Genomic DNA, 24,591 nt, shown 5'->3' on the forward strand with positions numbered 1-24,591 from the left:
CCTTTCTTGTCCGTTACACGGCGGATCGGGAAGATCGGCTCTTCGCAAATTCTTCCGCAACCTTCACGGCCGCAGCCGTCATAATGTCGAGATTTCCGGAGTACTTGGGCAAATAATCGCCCGCCCCTTCGACCTCAATGAATACGGTAACTTTGTTGTCGTCAAAGATCGGCTCGGTGCGAAGCCGGTATCCGGGCACATAGGACTGAATGGAGGCCACCGTTTCCTGAATGGAGGCCGTTATTGCGGCTTCGTCCACTTGACCTTCCACCAGCGCATATACGGTGTCCCTCATCATGATCGGCGGTTCAGCAGGGTTTAAAATAATGATGGCTTTGCCTTTCTTCGCTCCGCCGATTTGTACGATCCCGTGAGAGGTCGTCTCCGTAAATTCGTCGATATTCGCCCTTGTGCCCGGTCCCGCGCTTTTGGATGCGATAGTAGCCACAATTTCCCCATAGCTCACCGGCGCAACTTTATGGATGGCATGGATGATCGGAATGGTCGCTTGTCCCCCGCACGTGATCAAATTAATATTGTCTGCATCCAGATGCTCTCCCAAATTGACGGACGGGACCACATAAGGTCCCACGGCGGCCGGCGTTAAATCGATGGCCATCTTGCCTTTTTCTTTGAGCATTTTCGCGTGACGAATATGCGCTTTGGCCGAGGTGGCATCAAACACAATATCCGCCAGGTCGGGAGCCTCATCCAAAAATGACTTCAAACCTCCGTCGAACGTGGCGTAACCTAAATTTCTCGCCCTCGTTAGTCCGTCTGACAAAGGGTCGATCCCGATCATCGCGGTTAGCTCCAAGAACGGTGACCTCGCAAGCTTAATCAACAAATCCGTACCGATATTTCCAGAGCCTAATATGGCCGCTTTCACTTTCCGCATGTCCTGTGCCCCCGATCCCGCATTAGTTTGTAAACGCACGCGCCCGCCTCGCCGAGAATGCTCCATTTCAACGGGTAACCTCCATCCGTATCCACGCGACCGCGTCTTCCCGGTTCGCGTCTGAAATTTCGTGCGCGGCGGCGTACGTTTGGTACCGAATAGAACCGACTCTCTCTTTGAGATATTGATAGCTTTCCTCCCCGATATGAGGGGGGAAGATAGGATCGTCCTGGCCGTCCGACAGGAATACGGACAGATGATCCGTCGATTGAATCGGGTACTCTTCTTTCACGAAGGATGGGATGTAGCCGTTCATGGCAAGGACGCCCTTTATTTTTTTTCCAAGCCGCAATGCCAAGGTCAGGCTCAAGATCGCGCCTTGACTAAAGCCGAGCAAATACATGCGTTCCCGGTCGATCGGGTACCGGTTCGCCGCATAGTCGATGAAACGATCCAGCATGCCCACGCTTTCGTCAAACTGCTCGCGTTCGGGGTTTCCGTAGCCTTTCAGATAATAATAGGCATACCCGTTCTCATAGGGGCGCTGTCCCCTGACACCGATTACAATGAGCTCTTCATTCAACTCCTCGATGACGGATATCATGTCTTTCTCCGTATAACCGATGCCGTGCAGGGCAAAGACTACTGGATAGGTGATTCCCGGTTTCATGGATGCCGGGGTATGAATCGTATATGCGAACGGACTGGTCATATCCTTCCTCCCTAAAGTTTGTTGCAAGTTACCGAACCCGGTCACCCGGAAAATCGGCATCCGCGTTGTAATCGCTTGCAAAACCATCGCCGGAATAACCGCCGGGCCGACCCTTCTCCAGCTTCTTCATCCGAAGCGTCCGGCGAAAAATGAACTCGGAAACGGGCTTCACCCATTTCAACGAAACGGGACTGTGACAAACGATATCCTGCACAGGCTTCAGCTTTAATTCAATAACGTCCGACCCTTCTTTCCTGCGGGCAATGCCGTGACTGACTGCACCCCCGATTTCGGCGAGCACTTCATACAAGCCGCTAGCGGGGAGTGTAAAATAGGGCATCGTGACCACTTGAACGATAACCTGTCCCCGTTGTCCTACCGTCCGTACTTCGCTAATCCGACCTGCCGTCTCATAATATTTACCCAAGCAAGCTGTGACAAGCTGGACGTTTCCTTGAAGAAGCGACTCCCGAATAAGCGTCGAACTGATTTTTTGACCGAACAATTCCGCTTTCGGTATTTCCGTCACTTCGAAGCAGCCTTTACCATCTTGAGCGATGGTCTGCATGTTTCCGCTGCCCCGGTAGCCGTAAGTAAAATCGAAACCTGCAACGACGTGCTCGGCTCCCGCCGCTACAACATAGTTCCGGATAAATTCGGCTTGGCTCATCTTCGCCAAAGCGAGATCGAATTTGACAAGGTAGAGCGTATCGACGCCCATCGAACCAAAAATGCTCTCTTTTACATTTGCCGGCGTTAAATAGGAAACCGTCTTGCCTTCCAAAACCTCTTTCGGATGAGGGAAGAAAGACATGACCGAAAGCTTCAGTCTCTTCTCTGTGGCAATTTGCTTCGCCGTTTGAATTACGCGCTGATGACCGATATGCACACCGTCAAAAAAGCCTAACGCCATGACCGACGGCTCTTTGCCTTGGCGGGAAGGCGGTTGACAGGAAGTGAGATCCACCGTTTTCAATGGAAATTTCCTCAGGACGAAAGCCTTTGTTCGTTGATGGATGCAAGCTCCCGGTACTTGCCCTGAAAGTAAATAAGCGGTTCTCCCTCATTCAACTGAATATCGGAGACTTCCCCTACAAACAACGTATGATCGCCGACGACATGCTCCGAAACGACACGGCAGGTCAAATGCCCCAAAGCGCCTTTAATGACCGGCATTCGGTCAAACCATTCAAAATCCAACGTACGTCCGTCTTTGATTTGTCCCGCAAACAACATGGAGGTTTCCTGCTGGTCCGCTGCCAGGAAGCTTACGGCATACCGGCCGGATTCCTTGATTTTGTCCAGCATTTTGGCTTTCTCCCCAATCGAGATCAGAACGAGTCTGGGGTTTAGAGAAACGGACAAGAATGCATTCGCTGTCATACCGTGCACTTCTTCCCCCGCGCCCGTCGTGATGACCGTAACTCCTGTTACGAATTTACCCATGGCATTACGAAATGTGCGATCGTCCATGCGTGTTCAACTCCCTTGTCAGTATTGTAATCATCATAGGACAATGCGGGTTCTTATCCTACAACGGTACCGTCGCAACTTGAGATGATTTAATGAACAATCTTCGTACGAATCGTGTTATAGTTCGGATCCCTCTTCCACTTCAACGTCGATGTCCAGCTCGCCCAGAGCAATCAACGAGTGAAGCGCCAAATAGATCTGATACGTCACGTTCGGCCGATTAATGTCCGATTGCAAAATTTCATTGACGCGCTGTAACCGGTAGCGCAAGCCGCTGATGGAGAAATTCATCACCCTGGCCGTTTTATGGACATTGCATCCGTTGTTCAAATAGTGAAATAACGTTTTCGTTAATTCCATGTCTTTATTTTTATCTTCCCGGATTAAATTTCCTAATTTCTTATAAACGAATTTTTCGATCGTATCCGCATTTTTCGCCTGGAACAGCACGCCCTCGATTCCAAGCGAGTCGAAGTGCACGATGTTGGAATTGCGGTTCATGATCTTTAAAGAGGCTACGCTTTCTTCGTGAAGCTGCGTGATATCCTCCATGAGCTGGGCCGTGGAGCTTACTCCTAATTTAAAATCATCGTTTGGATATTTGCGTGACAAGAAATCGGCTATTTTCCGGCATACTTCTTTTTTGAAAACACTGATCTTCGATAAATCGCCTCCGGATAGAAGCATGATAATGATTCCCGATTTTTGTCCGGTGAGCGCATTAATCTGGCGATCCTTGCAGAAGATGGACAGCGAATTAACCACATCGTCAATGACGCTAAGATCTTTGTTCAGCGTCTTCTTGATCGTTTCGGAATGGATGGCTACCATAAAGTGAGGGGGTTTTAAGTCAAATCCGAGATAGTGGGCCCGTCTCATCAATTCTTCCGTACAAATTTGTCTGGCAAGCACATCCTCCAAAAAACTGCCTCTCATCCTCTGCTCGGCGGAAAACCTCGTGTGTTCGTTTAGCATATAGGTGGAACAAGCTAATGCGGCACGTTCCAATATCATCGAATCGACTTCCTGCGGTTGTTCCACATTATATAGAAAGGAGCAATAGCCGGCAATTTTACGCTGGAAAAAGATTGGAGTTACTAAATTATGGCCTGCAGGCGCTTTCATAAGCTCGGTTTTTGTAACGACTTTCAAGTCATGAATTTGACGCTGCTTCGCTTCCTCCTCGGATATCCCCGAGACGGCGAGTATTTTTTGCTGCGTATCTTCAATCATGACCGGAAGACCCGCGGTTTGAGACAACACGCCCGCGATTGAGGATAAGTCGTTCTCACGCAACACCTCGTTCATTAACCGGGTATGAACCTGATACGATTTATTTAAGTTGTCTCTCTCGATCTTCAGCTTCTCGAACGTTTGATTCAGTTCGTTGATCAGGCTGTTCGGTTCATAATATTTTAAAATATCGTCGACTTCGCCGTTCCACTTCCTGACGGTCTTGCATACCGAATAACAACACTCGTCGCCCATCGCATGACAGCCTTGTTCAATGACGATTACTTTCTCCCCGATAATGGTGGAGAGGTATCCGCTGGCATAACCGACTAACGTATGACAAACGGCATGATCGCTTTTACCGAAAAGCTTCAGGTGTTCTTTGGCTTCGTAAGAGTTTCTCCAGATCGCTTCCATATGGATCGTTTTCTCATCAAAGTCGAAATCGTTTTGCAATATAATGACTTCTTCCAAATGACCGTGTAAAATATGCATCTTGGGTCCGGCGTACAGAGCCTCTTCATTGTTGTCCCAATCCAATTTTTTCATTTTTAAAGCGTCGCTGACCCCGCAATGCCAGCCGTGACGAAGCAGGAATCCTTTCGTTTGTTCAGGACCCAACGTTTCAATCAGTTCTTTGCGCAAGGTGCCTAACGCCGAGGTAGGAATCGTAATCATTTTTTCAAACTGGGAATCTTCCGTCCCGAAAGCAGTTTTGTAAAATTGAGATAACTTTAAATCCGCAGCTTTCATAACTCCGCTCCCTAAGTAAGATTATTAAATCCAGATCATCCAACGTAGCATCAGAAGAGACTGTACACTTATGGCTTGGGAGAGAACTTGCCGCTGCACATCATAACGGCCGGACATGACAAACACGATATGATGTAAGCGCATTCAATATTGATGTCATAAAATTCCGCTTAATCCTATTATACCTAATTATTGAAACTAACAATACAAATATTTGAACCGTTATAGGAACAAAAACCGTATTTTTTTCGTACGAATCGTACGAAAAAAGCAGGCAAGCCAAAAAGCATTACCTATTTCAGCCTGGCAGCGCTGAGATCTGTAATGCTCTTTAGCATGAATCGGACGATTAGCCTATATTGGCAGCCTTTTTATGATCGATAACCGGGGTGCCGTACATAAAGAATTCTTGAGGCAGCGGAGAACCATACCAGATGATGCCTTTCTCAAGATCCTCTTCCTTCCAGGTAACCGGCTTCCAGGCCGGATCAAAAATCAAATACCCTGCATCTCCAAACAACTCGACGCGGTTGCCTCCCGGCTCGAATACGTACAAGAAGTTGGCTTGGCTAATCCCATGCTTGCCTGGGCCTGCGTCAAATTTAATACCGTTCTCTGTGAAAATATCGGAAATGTCCGACAGGTGCTGCGGATATCCATACCAGTAGCAAATGTGATGCATGCGGGCCTTCCCGCCCAGCGGATCGCCCATCATCGCAATCTCATGAACGAGCGGACTTACGCTAAGCCATGCCGCTGCATCCGTTCCATTATTTAATCTAACGTGCTCACGCAGATTAAAGCCAAGCTGATTCATCATAAAGTCGACATTGGGCTTCATTTCGCTTGCCATCAAGTTTACATGATCCAGTCGGCGAACCGGAACTCCGCGCGTCGGACGCTTCTGCGGACGGTTCAACAAGGGGGTCTTCTTCTCTTCCGGCGCCTGGTAGTATTCGACCTCCCACAGCAGTTCCATCTTATGTCCGTCCGGGGTCGTGAACTGATACGCAGCCCCGTGACCGTCTTCGTCGTCAAACCATCCTTTGCCAAGACCGGTCTCCTTCACGGCGTTGACACGACGTTCCAGAGCCTGCTTGGAAGACGTACGCCAAGCGACGTGACCCAATCCCGCTTCCTTCGCTTCCGTCACCTTCAGTGTATGGTGGTAGAAATCTTCATACCCTCTCAGATATACGGACTGTCCTCTTCTGCCGGTCTCCTCCATGCCTAACAGCTCTTTAAAAAACCACAACGTTTCATCCGGTTTCGGGGAATAAATCTCTACGTGTGCAAGCTGAGCCACATCAAAAATCGGTTCTTTTTCCATTTTGATACCCTCCCTGATTTTTTCTTTGTCGTATTGAGGATTTCGCTAACTTCCTTAACATTAGGATTGAACCACGTGGAATGCGTCCGGCACACCACCCCCTTATCGCGGAAGGTCATTACCGCTTCTTACCATACCGGGTCGCCCGGCATACCGAACATCGTCCGTCCGTAAGCGGCCATGGAATCCTCGTACAATTGGTTCGGGTGAGATGCCGCCGCGATAAGATCCCGCACAACCAATTCCACTGGGTCTCCTTTAAAGATGGAAGTGCCGCCAAGCGTTAACAGCGCTTTCAAAGCAAGTTCGGCCGAAGATCTCGCAACATAACCCCGCATGGCGAACAACCGCTCACGTTCCTCGTCGCTTACGGCGATTTTACCTTCCTGCTGCCATTCATTCAGCTGGTCGACATAACAGTTAACGACGCCTTCCAACGCATGAAGCTGTATTTTCATCTCGGCCATCACGCGCTGGCTGCTGGCAGCTTCCTTTTCCTTGGCCCCCATTTTGAACACGCGGACGCGTTTCTCCGTGCGCTCCTGGAACAACGACACGATTTTATCGACGCCACCCAATACGACCGGAAGAAAACCTAGCAGGAAGAGGGGCATGAACGGCATGCGGTAAACGGGATCGTTCGGGTCGTAGTCTTTTCCCGCAGGCAGCCCCGTGGCCAGCGCGCGACCTGCAGGGAAGACCCGATGCAGCGGCACAAAGGCGCCGTCTACGACTACCCCGTTGCTTCCCGAAGCGCGAAGTCCGATCGTATCCCAGTTTTCCACGATCTTGAAGTCGGACTTCGGCACCGCCATCAAGCAATATTCAGGGCCTTGACCGTCCGGCAGCTCCACGAGAGCGCCAAGCCCGACCCAATCGCTCCACAGAACTCCGCTGCAGAAATTCCAATGCCCGTAGAGACGATAACCGTCCCCCTCCTTCTCCACACGGCCGATCGGAGCGACAACGTCGGCGAGCAGTCCGCCCTTCTTGAATATTTCGTCGCTGCCCTTCGTTGGCAGATAAGCCACCCACAATTCGTGCATGGAGTAGAAATAGACGAGCCAACCGGCAGCTACGCTGTGCCTTGCCACCGTGCGGACGATGTCAACGTACGTCCCCAAGTCTACCTGCAGTCCGCCGTATTTTTTGGGACGCATCAGCTTGTGGAACCCGGCCTCCTCGATGGCTTGGGCCACTCGTTCGGAGAATCGTGCATTCTTATCGGCTTCTACGGCCTCGGCTTCGGCAAGCTTGCCGATCGCTTCCGCTCTGGCAAGCAGATCTTCAATCTCCGAATGCGCTTCTGGCTTGAGCTTGTTAATTGCCATTTTCACATGCCTCCTTTAGTTAAACGCTTTCATTTTGTTGGGATTCAACCCGCTACCGCTCTTCCCCCATCACTCCTTGGTTTTTCTTATGAACTAATCATAAACAATTTTCGATTTACAATATGCAGACAATTATGCGGATTCAAGAGTCAATTTTCCGCTGTATTCATATGAATCGTATGAAACGAAAAACCCGAGCGACATTCATCGCTCGGGTCATCTTCAAGGACTTTTTTGTTTTCGGCTAGGTCAGATGAGTGTTCTTTTTTATTTGAAGGGAGGATTGGATGGACTCTTTGCGAAGCAGCTCATGTACCGTATGGGCATCGGCAACAAAAAATAAATCGCACTTTATCAGGTTGCACAGCGCCTTTTGGGCTGCTTCCAAAGCTGTCTGTTCACATTGTAAGAGATAATAGCAGATGCTGTAACAGTCAGTTTCATGCTTTTTTAAAGTGGATAAGCGTTCCATAGTTTCCAAGTGAACTCATCCCTCGCGTTTACTTTTGAAGCATGCGAACTTCAACTTTTTTGCTTATCCCCTATTTTAAAGCGTTTTTCCTTGTTGGATAGTACTATATTGTTCTAGTACCCTGGAGAGACGGTCTGCCGCAGTAAATTTTGTATATACTCATTGCAATTCGCACAGCTTATATAGATAAAGGAGGGATTCGCTTGGTGTTTATTTTGGGGCTGTATCTCATAAATACACTCTTGATGTTAATCGTTGCGGTACGCGAAGCACGCAAGCCGGCCAAGGCTTTGTTCTGGCTAACCATCAGTCTTATTATACCTGTCATCGGATTTGGACTGTATCTCTGCACATCCAATCCTGTGCGTATACGTGGAGAAAGACTGACCTCTCCGCATAATGAGACGGACACGCTGCCTGGTTCATTTAGCCGCTCAGCCTCGGCTATCGCCCATGCTTTACGCCATTTGACCGTGCATGGGCTTCGGACCGGCCGTGTTCAGGTGCTGATTAACGGCATCGAAACCTATGAGAAACTTATCGAATCCTTACAGAACGTACAAAGAACAATTGATATCGAGTATTTCATATACCGCGATGATCAGATAGGCAGGCGCATCACCGACCTGCTGATCGAACGGTCCGCAGCCGGCGTGCGGGTCCGCTTTATTCGAGACGGTTGGGGAAGCCGGAAATTTCCGCGGGCTCAAATCCTTCGAATGATGGATGCGGGGATTGAGTGCCGCACGTTTTTTCCAATGCGCTTCCCATGGGTACTGTCCAATTGGAATTACCGGGATCATTGCAAGATCGTTGTCATTGACGGAGCGGAAGCCTATACAGGCGGTATCAATGTCGGGTATGAGTATACCGGGTTGAAACCAAACGTAGGGTTCTGGCGCGACACCCATCTGTTCATCGCAGGTGAGGCTGCCGTGGACTTACTGGCCGTTTTCGATTCCCACTGGGGGATCGCTTCTCCGGAACAGAGCCGGACGAAGACACGTTCGAACGCCAACATTGCGCCTACACGTAAGCCCATTCAGCAGCCAAGTCCATTTTCGAAAAATATCGACCCTTCCGGCAGGGCCGCAATTTCCGGCTGGTTGACCGAATGGAGCGTCGAACCGGGCACCACAGCTGGCAGCGGTACTGACACCGGTCAGCAGAAAGAAGCGCTGCATGAAGCTTACGTGCAGACGCTGGAAGGCAACCCCGGAATTCCTACTCCAGTTATCCGGGAAGCGTACTTCATTTGTCTGACCCAAGCGGACCGGACACTTGATATCACAACCCCCTATTTTGTGCCCGATGCAGATATTATGATGGCCATCAAGACAGCCGCGGCGCGTGGAGTACGGGTAAGAATGCTGGTTCCCCGCCAATCGGATCAAAAAATCGTTGATCTAGCAAGCCTCACTTACTACGGAGAATTGTTGGAAGCCGGGGTTCATATTTACCAATACGACAAAGGGATGCTGCACGCGAAGGTGATGATCATCGATGGCGAAATTGCCGAAGTCGGCGCCGCCAATTATGATCTGAGAAGTTTCCGCCTTGATTACGAGGTATGCGAAATCTTGTACAGTGTCGGCGTGGCGCGTGAACTTACCGAGCAATTCGAGCGCGATCTCCTTGATTCCGTACAGCTGCGCATCGAAGATTTGGTTCAGCGTTCCCTTCCGCGCCGAACGCTGGAGCAAGCGGCGCGCCTGCTTGCTCCGCTGCTGTAGCCTGCAGGACAGACATGGATTGGTTTGCCGCACAAGGTCAACTGGCATACACGCGAATATGCTTCATAAACTAATAAAATAAATGATGACCCTCATTTTTTTATTATAATACAAAGGAGCATGTTTGATGGATAGACTTCCTCCGGATCATGCAGCGCCGCTGCATATACCGCAGCCCATAAGGGATGACGGTGCAGGCGCAACCGATACCGGTCCGCGTGACGTCATGCGGGATCTTGAGAATCCCGATATGTTGGTTCCACCGGCTACTGACTCCGGTACGGTCCCCAATCTGAAGTTTTCATTCTCCGACACCCATATGCGCTTAGAGCACGGCGGCTGGGCGCGGGAGGTGACGGTAAGAGAGCTGCCGGTCGCGACTACGCTTTCCGGTGTGAATATGCGGCTGACGCCGGGCGGCGTACGGGAGTTACACTGGCACAAACAAGCGGAGTGGGCTTTCATGATCAGCGGCCGGGCGCGCATTACTGCAGTTGATCAGGACGGGCGAAACTTTATCGATGATATGGGCGTAGGCGACCTGTGGTATTTTCCACCCGGCATCCCGCATTCGATTCAAGGCTTGGAGGAAGGCTGCGAGTTTCTGCTGGTCTTCGACGACGGCCGTTTTTCCGAGAATGATACCTTCACCATCTCCGACTGGTTCGCTCACACGCCGAAGGACGTACTGGCTGCGAACTTCGGCGTGCCGGAAAGCGCCTTTTCCCATATCCCGTCGAAGCAGCGATATTTGTTTCAGAGCAAGGTGCCCGGTGCGCTTGAAACCCAAAAGGTCGCGGATCCGTACGGCACTGTGCCGAAAAGCTTCAAACACCGGCTGCTCGCTCAGGAACCGATTCGCACTCCCGGCGGTACGGTGCGTATCGTAGATTCCTCCAACTTCCCCATCTCGATTACCATTGCCGGAGCGCTGGTGGAAATCGAGCCGGGCGGGATGCGAGAGATGCACTGGCACCCGAACAACGACGAATGGCAATATTATCTATCGGGCAAGGGACGAATGACGGTATTCGCGGCCGACGGCACGGCCCGCACCTTCAACTACAGAGCCGGAGACGTCGGCTACGTGCCGTTTGCCTGCGGGCATTACATTCAAAATACCGGCGACCGGACGCTCTGGTTTCTAGAGATGTTCAAGAGCGACCGCTTCGCCGATATTTCCTTGAACCAGTGGATGGCGCTAACCCCGCACGAGCTTGTACAGGATACCTTGCATGTTGGACCTGAATTCATGGAGGTGCTGCGCAAAGAAAAATGGCCTGTTGTCAAGTACATGAACAGCTCCAACTAACGCCAAGAACCGTACCCCGATATAGAGGGTACGGTTCTTTAGGCGTGGGAAGGACGTCTTTACGCCCGCGAAATGTATTGACCTTCGCGAGTATCGATCAGCAGCACATCGCCTTCATTAATGAAGAGCGGCACTTGAACGTTGAGGCCGGTTTCGACTTTGGCGTTTTTGGTCGCGCCTTGCGCAGTGTTGCCTTTGATGCCCGGCTCGGTTTCGACGACTTTCAGCTCGACGCTGTTCGGCAGGTTGATCCCCAGGATCTCGCCTTGATAGCTCAAGATGTTGATCATCATGTTTTCTTTAAGGAAATTCAATTCCCATTCGATTTGCTTTTGATCGAGGTTGATTTGGTCGAACGTTTCCGTGTCCATGAACGTATGCTCTTTACCGCTCGCATACAGGTACTGCATCTGGCGGTTCTCAATATGAGCGCGGCTAACGTTCTCGCCGGCGCGGAATGTACGCTCGACGGTGTTGCCGTTGCGCAGGTTTTTCAGCTTGGAACGGACGAAGGCCGCGCCTTTACCCGGTTTTACGTGCTGGAAATCGATAACCGTGAACAAATCGTGGTCCACTTCAATGGTTAAGCCTGTTTTAAAATCGTTAACTGAAATCACTTTAAAAAACCTCCCTAAAAATGTGAGCAGACGGCGTACCGCCGCTACCAGGTGTAAGCTTTATGGAATCACAATCAAGTCTTTGCTTGATTGCGTCAACCTGCGGTTACCGTTCTCTGTAATGACGATGTCGTCTTCAATGCGTACTCCGCCGAAGCCGGGTAAATAAATGCCAGGCTCGACCGTTACAACCATCCCCGGCTCCAGCACGATATCTCCCTGTACGGAGAGCCGCGGCGCTTCGTGAATTTCCATCCCGAGCCCGTGGCCGGTGCCGTGTCCGAAGAAATCGCCGTAGCCGTGCCGCTTGATGACGTCGCGGGCGACGGCATCCGCTTCCCGTCCGGTCATGCCCGGACGAATGCGGCTCAACGCTTCAAGCTGCGCTTCCAGCACAATACCGTAGATCTCACGGTGCTTGTCCGCAGGCTTACCTAGTACGACGGTACGCGTAATGTCGGAGCAATATCCTTGATAGTACGCGCCGAAATCGAGCTTGACAAATTCGTCGGTGCCGATGACCCGGTCGCTTGCTTTACCGTGCGGCAGTGCGGAACGTTCGCCCGATGCGACGATCGTTTCGAACGAAGTCGAAGCCGCTCCGTGCTTGCGTACGAACATCTCGATCTCGAGCGCGATGTCCTTCTCCTTCAACCCCGGCTTCAATAAGCCTAAGATATGGGAGAACGTGCGATCCGCCAGATCAGCCGCCGCTTGCATAATTGCGATTTCCGTGTCGTCCTTGATCAAGCGCAGCGTTTCGACGAGCTTATCCGTAGGAACCAGGTCGATGCCGTTCAGTGCTTTGCCGTACGAAACGTAGGAGGCGTAAGTCAGATCCTGCTGCTCGAACCCGAGCTTGCGGAGCCCTGCGCCCGTCAATATGTCCAGAATCGTTACCATCGGGTTCGGAGCGTGCTCCACCACTTCGTAGCCTATCGCTTGCTGCGGGGCCTGCGTCATGTAACGGAAATCCGTTAACAGCACCGCCCGCTGGCCTGTGATCAGCACATAGCCGGCCGATCCGGTAAACCCGGTCATGTACATCCGGTTCGTGGCGTTCGTAATCAGCAAAGCTTGCAGCCCTTGCTGTTCCATGATCGACCGAAGCCGGTTTATTCGCTGCTGCTGCATCGTTATCCCTCCGAACGTTCAAAATGTAGAACGAGCGCTCGCAAGCCGAGCTCGTAGCTGTCCGCGCCAAAACCGGCGATCTGTCCGAGAGCGACCGGAGCCAGCACCGAAACGTGTCGAAACGATTCCCTTTTATGAATATTCGAGAGATGAACCTCAACGGTCGGAATCGCTACCGTACTGATCGCATCGCGCAGCGCGTAGCTATAATGGGTGAAAGCGCCCGGATTAATAAGAATGCCATCCTTCGTGCCGTAAGCGCTATGTATGCGGTCGATCAATTCGCCTTCGTGGTTCGATTGGAAGCTCTCAAGTCCGACACCTAAAGCACCGGCCACTTTGCCCAGCTTCTCTACGATTGTTTGCAGCGTTAGCGTTCCGTAAACACCCGGCTCACGAACACCGAGCATGTTCAAATTCGGCCCGTTCAACAACAAGATTTGTTTCACCGAATGTCCTCCTTACCGTGAAAAACAGCACAACCTTTGCTATTTTACCATATGTTTCATCGGTTTGAGAACTTTTTTTTACACAGCCTCCGGCGTTCCCGGCTTTTTACGGTAGGGCTCGCGGCTTCGCTCATCCGTAAATTCGAAGGAAATCGAGTATCCGATGAACAATCCCCAAATCAAGAACAGGCAAGCGTCGGTCAAGATCGTATTCAAATCCATACGGATCATCCACGGCATCATTCCCGTAACCGGTCCGATGAACATAAAGATGGCCGCCCACCATGCGCCGCCGTAAAAGAGACCAAACCAGGAGCCTCGTGCTTTTGCCAGAATGAGGGCATACAATAAAGCGGCGGCGACGGACATCACAATAAAGGCGCCCCAACCGAGTAAATATCCCGGCCAGGAGGACAGAAAGGAATGCAAGAAAAACGGCTCCAATAAAAATCCGGGCGACAGCGAGGTGAAATGAAAATAATGTTCAATGATTTTCAATCCGCCCCAGATCAGGCCGGCAAATAACCCGATATAGAACGCGAACGTCCATTTATTTGTCTTGGCTTGTTCATGACGTTGTTGCTGCTGCATAAGCTTCGTCCCTCCTCCATTTCCGATCATGCCTAGTATGACCAAAACTGCGGCCGATAAACAAGTAGCATTATGCGCGCCGATTCGTTACAATAAATACACGGTATCCTCATCGCTAACCATTCATTCCAAAAAGTAGGTGCATCGTTGTGTCGAACAATCAGCAACAAGCGATATACGGCGGACAAGCCGTCATTGAAGGTGTCATGTTTGCCGGTCAGAAGGTCCATGTGACCGCCGTTAGACGTAAAGACCAGACCATTCAGTATTTGGAAGTGCCGAAAAAAGAAATACCCTGGGTGCAAACGCTCAAAAAAATCCCTTTTATCCGCGGTATCGTCGGGATCGTGGAAGCGAGCGCGAAGGGCGCCCAGCATTTGAATTTTGCCGCTGAAGTGTTTGCGGAAGAGGATAACGACGCGAAGCAAGAAAAGAAAGAATCCGTCGCGGCCAAAATATCGATGTACCTCGGCGTCGCATTCATCGGAATCTTATCGTTCTTGTTCGGAAAATTCGTCTTTACCCTCGTTCCCACGGCGGTCGAGCAAGTGGTATTCGGAAACATGTTCGAGAATCAAATCGGCCACAATTTAATTGAAGGCTTAATCAAAATCGTTCTGCTCGTCGGCTATATTTACGCCATATCGCTCACCCCGATGATCAAACGATTGTTCCAATACCATGGCGCCGAGCATAAGGTGATCAGCGCTTATGAAGCCGGCGTCGAGCTGACCGTGAAGAACGTGCAGCAGTTCAATACGCTGCATTATCGCTGCGGCAGCAGCTTTATCGTCTTCACGGTGCTGATTGGCGTTGTGATCTACTCGTTCTTCGAATATAACTCGTTCATCGAACGTATCGTGCAGCGGATCGTGCTGCTGCCGGTCGTTATCGGCGTTTCGTATGAAGCGCTGCGGTTTACGAACAACTTAAGAGAAGTGCCTGTGCTTCGCTATCTCGGGTATCCGGGGCTATGGCTGCAGCTGCTGACTACGAAAGAACCTGACGATTCGCAGGTGGAAGTGTCCATCGCTTCCTTCAACCGCATGCGGGAAATCGACCGGCAGATGCAAAATCAATAACTTCGATTCTGTAAAGGGGGCTCCTCACATGAGAAATCGAAATAACACGATAGCTTACATTCTCTTCGGCTTGCTAGCGATCGGCATCTTGGCCACCGTATTTTCTAATCCGGGAGCCGTGCTGCTGCCTGTACTCGTATTCGGCGTTATCTTCTTCCTGTATAGATATCCGCCGAATACCTGGAAACGGCCGAATCGCTCGGCGCCGACCGGTCGATTCCAGCGGGGCAAACGAAAGAAAGCCAACTTCCGCGTCATTCCCGGCAGTAAGGACAGCAACGACGACGAACCTCCGAAATATCATTAATAAGAACAGCCGGCCTTGAGGGCTGGCTGTTCTCATTTTACGTTAAACTTTTCTTCTGAGGGGGCTCTTCCGGCTTGGGCGTGACCCGGCACACATGCGTCAAGTAATGATGCTTATAATCGGTAAACTTCCACTTCCCGAAGAAAGCCATCGTCGATTTCATCCCTGATTCGAACAGCTCCACGCTTTGCTCGGGCGTCAAATCGAAATCGGTGACACCAATGCCATGCGTCGGAATTTTGACGGAACGAAAGCGGTTATGCTCTTGAATGTAATAGTCGTCATGCGCATCCAGCATCGTCGAGAATAACGCCCGCAGCATCGAGACGGGACCGAAAATCGTATTGGGCTTTCCCGTGCCGCGGCCTACCAGCTGAAATCCGATCGTCGGCGTGTGACTATCCACCTTCGTTGGGTCGTCGTTGTCGAACAACCATAACGGAAAGTTGCTAAGCAGTCCGCCGTCGACGATGTAAACGAATTGATCCGCAAACTTCTCTCCTCGCTTGCGAGGCAAGTTTGTTTTCTTGCGGATCACAACGGGATCGAAGAAATAAGGGATACTCGTACTCATCCGCACCGCTTTCGCGATGAGAAACCGCTTCGGATCGACCCCATACTGCGCAATGTCGTCCGGCAGTACGAGCAGCTTCCGCCCGGATATATCCGAAGCGACAATCCGCAATTGATTCGATTTCAGATCGCCGAACGTCCGAATACCCTTGGCCAGCAGCAGCTGATAAATCCAATGCTCCAGCGCTTCGCCGGAGTACAGTCCTTTTTTGAGAAAAAGTCTGGATAAAGGCCCGATCACTTTGGTATTGAATATAGGTGCGCGCTGCAAAAACTCCGTAAACGGCGTTCCTTCAATAATAGTTCTCATTTCATCCGCCCGATAACCGGCCGCAACCAGCGAAGCGACGATGGCTCCCGAGGAAGTCCCCGCCACCTGGTGAATGCCATAGCCTAGCCGCTCGATGGCTGATACGGCACCGGCCAACGCAATACCTTTGACGCCTCCGCCCTGGAAAACCGCATTGATGTTCACACCGGCATCCCCTCTTCCCATTAAGCGCTACCGTGGGTCTCACAGTCTATGTATGAGGGAAAGGATTGTACATATGCTCTTTTTGTTGCGAAAATACAAAAAAGCTTAAACCCGAAGGCCTAAGCTTCTAAAATGATGACGAACAGGCAGATGCCCGAGTTACGATTCTTCCAACTCCGTCTTCAGCTTGATCAAATCTTCGCCGCGCGAAGTGTCCCGCCTGAAATATTCCACGAGCGCCTCGATGCACGTAATCGAATCCCAGCTTAAATGGTGCTCGATCCCTTCCACATCTTTATATATGTTATCCTCCGAAACGCCGATTGTCGTCAAAAATTGCTCGAGCAGCTGATGGCGGTCGACAAGCCGTTTACCGACCTTCTGTCCCTTGGTCGTCAGAACCAACCCGCGGTATTTCTCATAAATCAAGTAGTTATCTTTATCCAGCTTCTGAATCATCTTTGTTACTGAAGATGGATGAACTTCGAGACCTTCGGCAATGTCAGACACGCGCGCGTAGCCTTTCTCATCGATCAATTTGTATATTTTCTCCAAATAATCTTCCATACTCGGCGTTGCCATGCGCGTTCCTCCTGTATTCCCATGACGAGATGTGACCCATCAAATTACCACGAGTCGAAAAGCTGAACCTGATGCAATCTAACAAGGTCGAATTAGCGTTACTAACTATATCATAAGCTTAATGCCATAGGCAAGTCTACTACTCCAAAGGAGGAAATGTATGTCGACCGAGCTGCTCGCCCCTCCGATCCGGCAAACGCAAGTATTCGTGCCGGAACTCGTTTATTTCGAGCCGGATGCGCTGGAGTACCCGAAGGGGCAACGTATCCATCAATGGGCAACGCGCGAAGGCTTGCCGATTCGGATGACGACGTCGCACAACCGGATTACGAATTTACCCGGCGACAGCGAACTCGAGAAGTATCGGATCGCCAAGCGGACGCTCGTGGTCGGGATCCGCAAGACACTGAAGTTTGACACTTCCAAGCCTTCCGCCGAGTACGCCATACCGGTGGCTACCGGCTGTATGGCCCATTGCCATTACTGTTATTTGCAAACGACGCTCGGAGCGAAGCCTTATATTCGCGTCTATGTTAATACTGATGATATTTTGGCGCAAGCCCAAACATACATCGAAGAGCGGGCTCCTGAAATCACCCGTTTCGAAGCGGCCTGTACGTCCGATCCCGTCGGCCTGGAGCATATTTCCGGATCGCTCAAGGAATATATCGAGTTTATGGGGAAACAGCCGCTAGGACGTCTGCGCTTCGTGACGAAGTTTCACCACGTCGAACCGCTGCTCGATGCCAAGCACAACGGCCATACGCGTTTCCGCTTCAGCGTGAATGCCGACTATGTGATCAAAAACTTTGAGCCGGCCACGTCCAGCTTCCACGAGCGGATTGCCGCAGCCTCCAAAGTGGCGAGGGCCGGCTATCCGCTCGGGTTCATCATTGCCCCCATCATTTGGCACGAAGGGTGGGAGGAAGGGTACGCCGAGCTGCTGCACCAACTAAAAGAGGCGCTCCCCCGGGAAGCGACCTCGAATTTAACCTTTGAGCTGATTCAGCACCGGTTCACGAAAACCGCCAAAACGGTCATCGAACGTCGCTATCCGAAGACGAAGCTGGAAATGGACGAAGCGAAGCGTAAATACAAATGGGGCCGCTGGGGCCAAGGCAAGTACGTATATCCGGACGAACAGGCTAATGCGCTGCGCGAGTTTATTACGGAACGTATCTTTACTCATTTTCCCGAGTCGAAGATCGATTATTTCACCTGAACGCGGGAGCGGAAATTAGCCGATCCAAGCGGGCGTTATGCGCTGCAGCCAGATCGTGATACGCGTCATTTGATCGGTATAGAGCAGTACGGAAATGATCAGCATCACGCTGCCTCCGACTTTCATCATGACCGCGGAATATTTGAGTATCCACTTCGTCGAGCCGATGAAAAAAGCAAGGACGATAAACGGAATGGCAAAGCCAAGCGAATAGGCGGTGATGAGCGGCAGCCACGAATTCGGCTCGCTGGCGGCCAGCACCAGCATCGCCGACAAAATCGGTCCGATACAAGGCGACCATCCGGCTGCGAAGCCTATGCCGATCAATAGCGATCCGAGGTAACCGGCCGGTTTCGTCTTGATTTGCAGCTTGCGCTCCCTCATCAGCCATTGCGGACGGAAAATGCCAAGCAAGAACAGTCCCATGACGAAGATGAAGATGGCCGACAACTGCCGGAGTAAATCGCGGTTATCGAAGAAAGCCGTCGCCACGGCGTTCGCTCCAAGCCCCAGGCTGTAAAAGATAACGGAAAAACCGACGACAAAGCTGAGCGTATGCGTAACCAGCTTAAACCGGATCTCGCTGGACTTTTGACCGTCCTTCAGCTGACCGACGGAAACGCCGGTAATGTAAGATAAGAACGAAGGATACAGCGGCAGCACACAGGGAGAGATGAAGGAGATCAGCCCGGCCCAAAGCGCGATCCATACATTCAGTTCCACGATATTTGTCTCCTTTCTACGAGCGCAATCCCCGTTTGACGAATAAAATGCCGATGAGCAGCGCAATCAATACGAGCACGACCGATGCACCCGGCGCCAAGTCCCACAAGCCTGCGCTAATCAATCCGATCAATACCGCCGCTTCCGCGAACAATATCGACCAAAAAATCGAACGCTTAAAGCTGCGGGCCACAAGCAGGCTGCAAGCGACCGGAATCGTCAGCAGCGACGAAACAAGCAGCGCGCCGACGATTTTGATCGACACGCTGATGACAAGCGCGGTAAGCATCGTAATCATGATGTTATAAAAGCGCAGCGGCAGTCCGCTGACTCCGGCAGCGTCCTCGTCGAAAAACAGCAGGAACATCTCTTTATAATTGATGGCTACAAAAGCAATCACGATGACTGCGACGCCGCCAACGACCCACAGATCGGTGTTGTCCAGCGTATAGATGCTGCCGAAGAAGTAACTCATCACATTAATATTAAACCCTTTGCCCAGCGTAAACAGCATCGTCGCCAGCGCCACGCCGCCGGACATAATAATCGCGATGGACAGCTCCGCATAGGTCTTGTACGCTTTGCGCAGACGTTCGATCGCGAATGAAGCGATTAGTGCGAACAACAGGCCTACCCCGATCGGGTATACATTGATCAGAAAACCGAGCGCCACGCCCGCAATGGACACGTGAGCCAGCGTATCTCCGATCATCGAGAGACGGCGCAGCACTAGAAATACGCCCATCAACGGGGCGACCAGGCCTATCAGCAAGCCGCCCAGCAGGGCACGTTGAAAAAAGTATTCGGTAAATATGTCCAAGTTGCTCTCTCCTATTTCCCGCTTTCGAACCGGTGGCATAGCCTTCCGGACAAAGCTACGTCAATACTTCCACCGTTTCGCGAAGCTGGTGCATGGAATGGACCAGATCGGTCTCCCCGCAGTTCTCGGGCGCATGCGTATGTTTCACATAAAAGGATAATCCGCCGCGCCGCTGCTTCGGCTCCGAGCCGATATACGACTGAAGCATATCCATGTCGTGGGACACCATGATGAACGTAATGTGGTGATGCTCATGCATATGCCGGATCATACGGAAGAAGGCCCCCTGCGTCTCGGCGTCGATGCCGACCGTCGGCTCGTCCAGAATGAGCAGCTCCGGGTTATTGACGAGCGCTCTGGCGAGAAACACCCGCTGCTGCTGGCCTCCGGACAGCTGGCCGATGCGTCGGTCGGCTAAATCCTCAATGCGCATCGCATACAGCGCATCGTCGCATTTGCTCCGCTGGGCTGCGGTTAAACGGCGGAACATGCTTTTCTTGTTAAACAAGCCGGATGTGACCACTTCCCTCACGGTTGCCGGGAACAGCGGGTTAAGCGCATTCTTCTGCGGCACGTAACCGATCCGCTCCCAGTCGCGAAACGAACCGACCGGTTCGCCGAATAGCCTGATTTCGCCGCGGGTCGGCTTCAGCAAGCCGACGATCATTTTCAGCAGCGTCGTCTTGCCTGCGCCGTTCGAGCCGACCAGCCCGACGAAATCGCGTTCAAGCACGGAAAAGCTGAGCCCGTCGATGACGGTTTTGTTCTCATAAGAAAAAAAGATGTCATCGATCGTGACGATCTGTTGATGACATCCGGAACGAGCATTCGTATCCATAAGCAAAGCTCCTTAAGCGGAAGGTCTCCCCTCTATTGTAATGCTTTTATTAAATTATTCAAATTGTTTTCCATAATGGACAAATAATCGGCTCCCTGCTTCGCCTGTTCTTCGGTCAGCCCCTCGAGGGGATTGAGCACCAGCGTTTCAACCCCGGCGTCTTTGGCAAGCGTCTTGGCCAGTTTATCGGACACAAGCTCCTCGAAGAAAATGTATTTCACTTGATTGTCTTTCACGAACTGCATCATTTGCTGGATGTCCTTGGACGTCGGTTCGGCGTCCGGCGACAGCCCCATAAGCGCCTTCTGCGTAAGTCCGTACTCTTTGGCCAAATAGCCGAAGGAATGGTGCGTAACGACGATTTCCTTCTTGGGCAGCTGGGCGAGCTGGGTTTTGTATTTATTGTGAAGCTCGTCAAGCTGGTCAGCGAATCGCTTGAAATTAGCTTCGTAGTCGGCTTGATGCGCGCTATCGACCTTCACCAGCGCCTCCTTGATGTTCAGCGCGATCTGTTTGGCGTTGACCGGCGACAGCCAGACGTGAGGATCGGTCGAGCCGTGAGCGTGTTCGTCTTTCGCCTGCTCGTCTTTCGCATGCTCGTCTTCGTGGCCGTGCTCCTCTTCCTCGGTACCGGGCAGCAGCTGGATGCCCTGGCTCGTCTCGACGACTGTTACCCTGGAGTCCTTCTTCATACTGTCAAGCGTATCGTGGACCCAGCCTTCGAAGCCTGCGCCTAAATATAAGAACAGGTCGGAGCTGGACAAATTTTGCATATCGCGGCTCTTCGGCGACCAATCGTGCGGCTCGACGCCCGCAGGCACCAGATTGATGACGTTGACATGCTCGCCGCCTATTTTGCTTGCGAAATCATAGAGCGGATAAAAGCTCGTGACGATGTTCATTTTGCCGTCAACAAGCTTGGGCTGCGGTGAACCGCATGCGGCCGTCAGCATGGAAAAGAGCAGAATCAATGTCAGGGGAATAAGGAATGACCGGGTCCGTACGTACTGGAACATGAATAATATACCTCCGCCATGTAAATCGTAATATTTTTTATTAACTATGGTGATTATACGACCCGCTTCCCCGGATGTCAACGCTAAATGTAGATTTTACGAACAAGAAAAAAAAGACCCTCTACCTGCGCAATTATTCATGCGTTTGGCAGAGGGTTCATACTTATTTGACGATGGCACCGTTCGGCAGATCCTCCGCAACGGTCGCCAGGGTAAGCTGGTCGCCATGAGAGGCAGCCAAAATCATGCCTTGCGATAGTTCGCCGCGCAGCTTAACCGGCTTCAGGTTGACAACGCAGATGACTTTGCGGCCAACCATTTGTTCGGGCGTGTAAAATTTGGCGATGCCGGAGACGACCTGACGCTGCTCATAGCCAAGGTCGAGCTGCAGCTTCAGCAGCTTGTCGGCTTTCTTCACCGGCTCGGCGGCGATGACTTGAGCGACGCGGAGCTCGACCTTGAAGAAATCGTCGATCTCGATTTCGGGAGTCTTCTCCGCATCGTCCGGTCCGGGCGCGGCGGGTTCAGGCTGCGCCGCCGTTTCGGCCGGTGCTGCGGCTTTGCCCCCGCCCATCGACTCGGCGATGAAGGCGATTTCCTTGTCCGCCTCCAGACGCGGGAACATCACTTCGCCTTTGTGGACGCGCGTGCCGGACGGCAGCGTGCCGAAGGCGTGGACGGTATCCCAGGCCGTGAGCGCCCCCTCCTCGATACCGAGCTGCTGCCACATTTTACGAGGCGTCTGGGTCAGGAACGGCTGCAGCAGCACGGAGGAAATGCGCAAGCTCTCCGCCAGCACGTACAGCACGGAGCCCAGCGTCGGGCGCTTCTCCTCGTCTTTGACAAGGTTCCAGGGCTGCGTCTCGTCGATATATTTATTCGTTCGGCTGATCAGCTGCCAGATGGCGGTGAGCGCTAACGAGAACTCGAGCTTCTCCATCGCCTCCTCCACCTTATGCACCGTTGTTTCAAGCGTATCGAGCAGGCTGGTGTCAAACTCCGTCGCATTCGGAAGGTAAGGCTGCACAACGCCGTTAAAATACTTGTCGATCATGACGACAGTACGGCTGAGCAGGTTGCCCAGATCGTTCGCGAGGTCGAAGTTAATGCGCTCCACGAAGCTTTCCGGCGTGAATGTGCCGTCGGAGCCGAAGGGCACTTCGCGCATCAAGTAATAACGCAGCGCATCGAGACCGTAACGGTCGATCAGGGTCACCGGGTCGACCACGTTGCCTTTGGATTTGGACATTTTGCCGTCCTTCATCAGCAGCCAGCCGTGGCTGAATACTTTTTTCGGGAGCGGCTGGTCCAGCGCCATCAGCATGATCGGCCAAATGATCGTATGGAAGCGGACGATCTCCTTGCTCATCAGGTGCACATCCGCCGGCCAGTAGGTTTGGTAACGGCTATCGTCATCGCTGCCGTAGCCGAGCGCCGTGATGTAGTTCGAGAGCGCATCGATCCACACATAGATGACGTGCTTCGGGTTGCCCGGCACGCGGATTCCCCAGTCGAACGTCGTACGGGAGACGGCCAGGTCTTCGAGACCGGGCTTGATGAAGTTGTTGATCATCTCGTTGCGGCGCGACTCGGGTTGAATGAAATCGGGGTTCGCGTCGTAGAACTCGATTAAGCGGTCCGCATATTTGCTCAAGCGGAAAAAGTAACTTTCTTCCTTCACCCATTCCACCGGGCGCCCACAGTCCGGACAATTGCCGTCTACAAGCTTGTTCTCCAGGAAAAACGATTCACACGGCGTGCAGTACCAGCCTTCGTAATGGCCGAGGTAGATGTCGTCCTGCTCCATCAGCCGGGTAAAAATTTTTTCGACCGCCTGCTTATGGCGCGGTTCGGTCGTGCGGATGAAATCGTCGTACGAAATGTCGAGCTTCTTCCATAGATCCTTAATGCCCGCGACGATATCGTCGACGAACTGCTGGGGCGTTTTGCCCGCTTCCTGGGCTTTGCGTTCGATTTTTTGACCGTGCTCGTCGGTGCCGGTCAAGTACATGACGTTGTACCCGCGCAGACGCTTGTAACGGGCCGTTACGTCGCCTGCGACGGTCGAGTAGGCGTGTCCGATGTGGAGCTTGTCGCTCGGGTAATAGATCGGCGTGGTGAGGTAGAAGCTTTTCGGCTTCGTATTGTCGGTCATGAATAATCGTCCTCCTTCTGGTGATGGGAATTGCGAATGGAAGCTTGGTTTTACCGCAGAACGCGCATCTTGCTTGCGCTATTGGCGTCAGGCAAGAGGCTCTCAAGTGGCGGCGCTGCAGGGCGAAGCGGCCGACCGTGCAACAAAAAGAGCCCTCATCCCTTTGGGACGAGAGCTCGCGCTCACGTGGTACCACCCAACTTCCCCTGCGTCCGGGCATCCATGCCCTCGTAAACTACGAAAGCAGGAGCTTTGCAAGGCTCAGCGGTCTCATTCGACCTTCCGATAACGCCGGAACCGCGATGAAAGCTTACTGTCTGAAGCGCTGACGACCGGCTCACCCTGCGACCCGATTCGCGCTCTTCCTGCAGCTCACCTTCATAATCCTCCGGGACCATCTTCCTTCGCATGCGCCAACCGGTTCGCAGCTCCTCCGGCTCTCTGTGTGGCGAAACGTTCGAAGTACTTATCCGTTCACGGGATATTAAGCCAAATATATCGAAAACCAGGGGGTTATGTCAAGGCACATGGTCGATTCCTCCCGGGTGGAACGGGTGGCATTTGCAGATGCGCTTGACGGCGAGCCAGCTTCCCCGGGCCGCGCCGTATTTATCGAGCGCTTGCAGCGCATAGTCGGAGCAGGTTGGATAAAATCGGCAGGTCGGCGGCTTTAACGGCGAAATAAACTTGCGGTAGAACAGAACGCCGCCTCTTAACACTTGCTTCATCGTTCGTTCGCCCCCATCGATTGCACTAACGA

At 52.1% G+C, this 24,591-nt stretch carries 24 protein-coding genes; 5 read left to right on the forward strand and 19 right to left on the reverse strand.

Annotated features, from left to right (window positions below):
* Nucleotides 1–13: 13 nt before the first annotated feature.
* The 7 genes from PVA01S_RS04495 to PVA01S_RS04525 form a co-directional block, all read right to left on the reverse strand.
* On the reverse strand, nucleotides 14–898 hold the full coding sequence (locus PVA01S_RS04495; RefSeq protein WP_127605522.1) for an acetaldehyde dehydrogenase (acetylating): 885 nt from the start codon (nucleotides 896–898) through the stop codon (nucleotides 14–16).
* Between the two features lie 67 nt (nucleotides 899–965).
* Nucleotides 966–1,610: an alpha/beta hydrolase gene (locus tag PVA01S_RS04500; RefSeq protein WP_127605524.1), complete on the reverse strand. Its 645-nt coding sequence runs from the start codon at nucleotides 1,608–1,610 to the stop codon at nucleotides 966–968.
* Nucleotides 1,611–1,638: 28 nt separating this feature from the next.
* Nucleotides 1,639–2,577: an FAD synthetase family protein gene (locus tag PVA01S_RS04505; RefSeq protein WP_244932901.1), complete on the reverse strand. Its 939-nt coding sequence runs from the start codon at nucleotides 2,575–2,577 to the stop codon at nucleotides 1,639–1,641.
* A gap of 20 nt (nucleotides 2,578–2,597) precedes the next feature.
* The gene (locus PVA01S_RS04510) at nucleotides 2,598–3,083 is read right to left on the reverse strand and encodes a flavin reductase family protein (RefSeq protein WP_054795213.1); all 486 of its coding nucleotides are present in this window, start codon (nucleotides 3,081–3,083) and stop codon (nucleotides 2,598–2,600) included.
* A gap of 117 nt (nucleotides 3,084–3,200) precedes the next feature.
* On the reverse strand, nucleotides 3,201–5,069 hold the full coding sequence (locus PVA01S_RS04515) for a XylR N-terminal domain-containing protein (RefSeq protein WP_127605528.1): 1,869 nt from the start codon (nucleotides 5,067–5,069) through the stop codon (nucleotides 3,201–3,203).
* 349 nt (nucleotides 5,070–5,418) lie between these two features.
* The gene (locus PVA01S_RS04520; protein WP_054799086.1) at nucleotides 5,419–6,399 is read right to left on the reverse strand and encodes a catechol 2,3-dioxygenase; all 981 of its coding nucleotides are present in this window, start codon (nucleotides 6,397–6,399) and stop codon (nucleotides 5,419–5,421) included.
* A 128-nt stretch (nucleotides 6,400–6,527) separates the two neighbouring features.
* Nucleotides 6,528–7,730 carry an acyl-CoA dehydrogenase family protein gene (locus PVA01S_RS04525; RefSeq protein WP_127605530.1) on the reverse strand — a complete coding sequence of 401 codons (1,203 nt, stop codon included), beginning with the start codon at nucleotides 7,728–7,730 and terminating at the stop codon, nucleotides 6,528–6,530.
* Between the two features lie 717 nt (nucleotides 7,731–8,447).
* Between PVA01S_RS04525 and PVA01S_RS04530 the strand changes: the two genes are divergently transcribed.
* Together PVA01S_RS04530 and PVA01S_RS04535 are read left to right on the forward strand one after the other, a co-directional pair.
* Nucleotides 8,448–9,935 (forward strand): phospholipase D-like domain-containing protein, encoded by a 1,488-nt coding sequence (locus PVA01S_RS04530; RefSeq protein WP_412760960.1) that lies wholly within the window; start codon nucleotides 8,448–8,450, stop codon nucleotides 9,933–9,935.
* Between the two features lie 127 nt (nucleotides 9,936–10,062).
* Nucleotides 10,063–11,247 carry an oxalate decarboxylase family bicupin gene (locus PVA01S_RS04535; protein WP_127605534.1) on the forward strand — a complete coding sequence of 395 codons (1,185 nt, stop codon included), beginning with the start codon at nucleotides 10,063–10,065 and terminating at the stop codon, nucleotides 11,245–11,247.
* A 59-nt stretch (nucleotides 11,248–11,306) separates the two neighbouring features.
* On the opposite strand, the gene efp is transcribed toward PVA01S_RS04535, so the two are convergent.
* The 4 genes from efp to PVA01S_RS04555 form a co-directional block, all read right to left on the reverse strand.
* Nucleotides 11,307–11,864, reverse strand: coding sequence for an elongation factor P (gene efp, locus PVA01S_RS04540; protein ID WP_054795217.1), 558 nt, complete (start codon nucleotides 11,862–11,864; stop codon nucleotides 11,307–11,309).
* A gap of 60 nt (nucleotides 11,865–11,924) precedes the next feature.
* Nucleotides 11,925–12,998 carry a M24 family metallopeptidase gene (locus PVA01S_RS04545; RefSeq protein ID WP_054795218.1) on the reverse strand — a complete coding sequence of 358 codons (1,074 nt, stop codon included), beginning with the start codon at nucleotides 12,996–12,998 and terminating at the stop codon, nucleotides 11,925–11,927.
* Nucleotides 12,999–13,000: 2 nt separating this feature from the next.
* Nucleotides 13,001–13,447: a type II 3-dehydroquinate dehydratase gene (gene aroQ, locus PVA01S_RS04550; protein WP_054795219.1), complete on the reverse strand. Its 447-nt coding sequence runs from the start codon at nucleotides 13,445–13,447 to the stop codon at nucleotides 13,001–13,003.
* Between the two features lie 78 nt (nucleotides 13,448–13,525).
* Nucleotides 13,526–14,038: a YqhR family membrane protein gene (locus PVA01S_RS04555; protein WP_127605536.1), complete on the reverse strand. Its 513-nt coding sequence runs from the start codon at nucleotides 14,036–14,038 to the stop codon at nucleotides 13,526–13,528.
* Between the two features lie 206 nt (nucleotides 14,039–14,244).
* Between PVA01S_RS04555 and PVA01S_RS04560 the strand changes: the two genes are divergently transcribed.
* Nucleotides 14,245–15,120 (forward strand): DUF1385 domain-containing protein, encoded by an 876-nt coding sequence (locus PVA01S_RS04560; protein WP_155614860.1) that lies wholly within the window; start codon nucleotides 14,245–14,247, stop codon nucleotides 15,118–15,120.
* 28 nt (nucleotides 15,121–15,148) lie between these two features.
* Entirely contained in the window at nucleotides 15,149–15,427 is a 279-nt protein-coding gene (locus PVA01S_RS04565) for a hypothetical protein (protein WP_054795221.1), read from the forward strand.
* A gap of 37 nt (nucleotides 15,428–15,464) precedes the next feature.
* Here PVA01S_RS04565 and PVA01S_RS04570 read toward each other — a convergent pair whose 3' ends face one another.
* The gene (locus PVA01S_RS04570) at nucleotides 15,465–16,475 is read right to left on the reverse strand and encodes a patatin-like phospholipase family protein (RefSeq protein ID WP_127605540.1); all 1,011 of its coding nucleotides are present in this window, start codon (nucleotides 16,473–16,475) and stop codon (nucleotides 15,465–15,467) included.
* Between the two features lie 159 nt (nucleotides 16,476–16,634).
* Entirely contained in the window at nucleotides 16,635–17,057 is a 423-nt protein-coding gene (gene mntR, locus PVA01S_RS04575) for a transcriptional regulator MntR (RefSeq protein ID WP_054795222.1), read from the reverse strand.
* Between the two features lie 160 nt (nucleotides 17,058–17,217).
* Between mntR and splB the strand changes: the two genes are divergently transcribed.
* Nucleotides 17,218–18,279 carry a spore photoproduct lyase gene (splB, locus tag PVA01S_RS04580; RefSeq protein ID WP_127605542.1) on the forward strand — a complete coding sequence of 354 codons (1,062 nt, stop codon included), beginning with the start codon at nucleotides 17,218–17,220 and terminating at the stop codon, nucleotides 18,277–18,279.
* Between the two features lie 15 nt (nucleotides 18,280–18,294).
* Here splB and PVA01S_RS04585 read toward each other — a convergent pair whose 3' ends face one another.
* The 6 genes from PVA01S_RS04585 to yidD all read right to left on the reverse strand — a co-directional run bounded on the left by PVA01S_RS04585 (nucleotide 18,295) and on the right by yidD (nucleotide 24,559).
* Nucleotides 18,295–19,005 (reverse strand): cytochrome c biogenesis CcdA family protein, encoded by a 711-nt coding sequence (locus PVA01S_RS04585; RefSeq protein ID WP_164751736.1) that lies wholly within the window; start codon nucleotides 19,003–19,005, stop codon nucleotides 18,295–18,297.
* Nucleotides 19,006–19,018: 13 nt separating this feature from the next.
* Nucleotides 19,019–19,822 (reverse strand): metal ABC transporter permease, encoded by an 804-nt coding sequence (locus tag PVA01S_RS04590; protein WP_127605546.1) that lies wholly within the window; start codon nucleotides 19,820–19,822, stop codon nucleotides 19,019–19,021.
* A gap of 55 nt (nucleotides 19,823–19,877) precedes the next feature.
* Entirely contained in the window at nucleotides 19,878–20,660 is a 783-nt protein-coding gene (locus PVA01S_RS04595) for a metal ABC transporter ATP-binding protein (RefSeq protein WP_127605548.1), read from the reverse strand.
* Nucleotides 20,661–20,692: 32 nt separating this feature from the next.
* Entirely contained in the window at nucleotides 20,693–21,676 is a 984-nt protein-coding gene (locus tag PVA01S_RS04600; protein WP_127605550.1) for a metal ABC transporter substrate-binding protein, read from the reverse strand.
* A 163-nt stretch (nucleotides 21,677–21,839) separates the two neighbouring features.
* Entirely contained in the window at nucleotides 21,840–23,831 is a 1,992-nt protein-coding gene (gene metG / locus PVA01S_RS04605; RefSeq protein ID WP_127605552.1) for a methionine--tRNA ligase, read from the reverse strand.
* A gap of 518 nt (nucleotides 23,832–24,349) precedes the next feature.
* The gene (gene yidD, locus PVA01S_RS04610; protein ID WP_127605554.1) at nucleotides 24,350–24,559 is read right to left on the reverse strand and encodes a membrane protein insertion efficiency factor YidD; all 210 of its coding nucleotides are present in this window, start codon (nucleotides 24,557–24,559) and stop codon (nucleotides 24,350–24,352) included.
* Nucleotides 24,560–24,591 lie beyond the last annotated feature (32 nt).

Origin of the sequence: Paenibacillus validus NBRC 15382 (assembly GCF_004000985.1) — a bacterium.
In the GTDB taxonomy this organism is placed as follows: Bacteria; Bacillota; Bacilli; order Paenibacillales; family NBRC-103111; genus Paenibacillus_G; species Paenibacillus_G validus.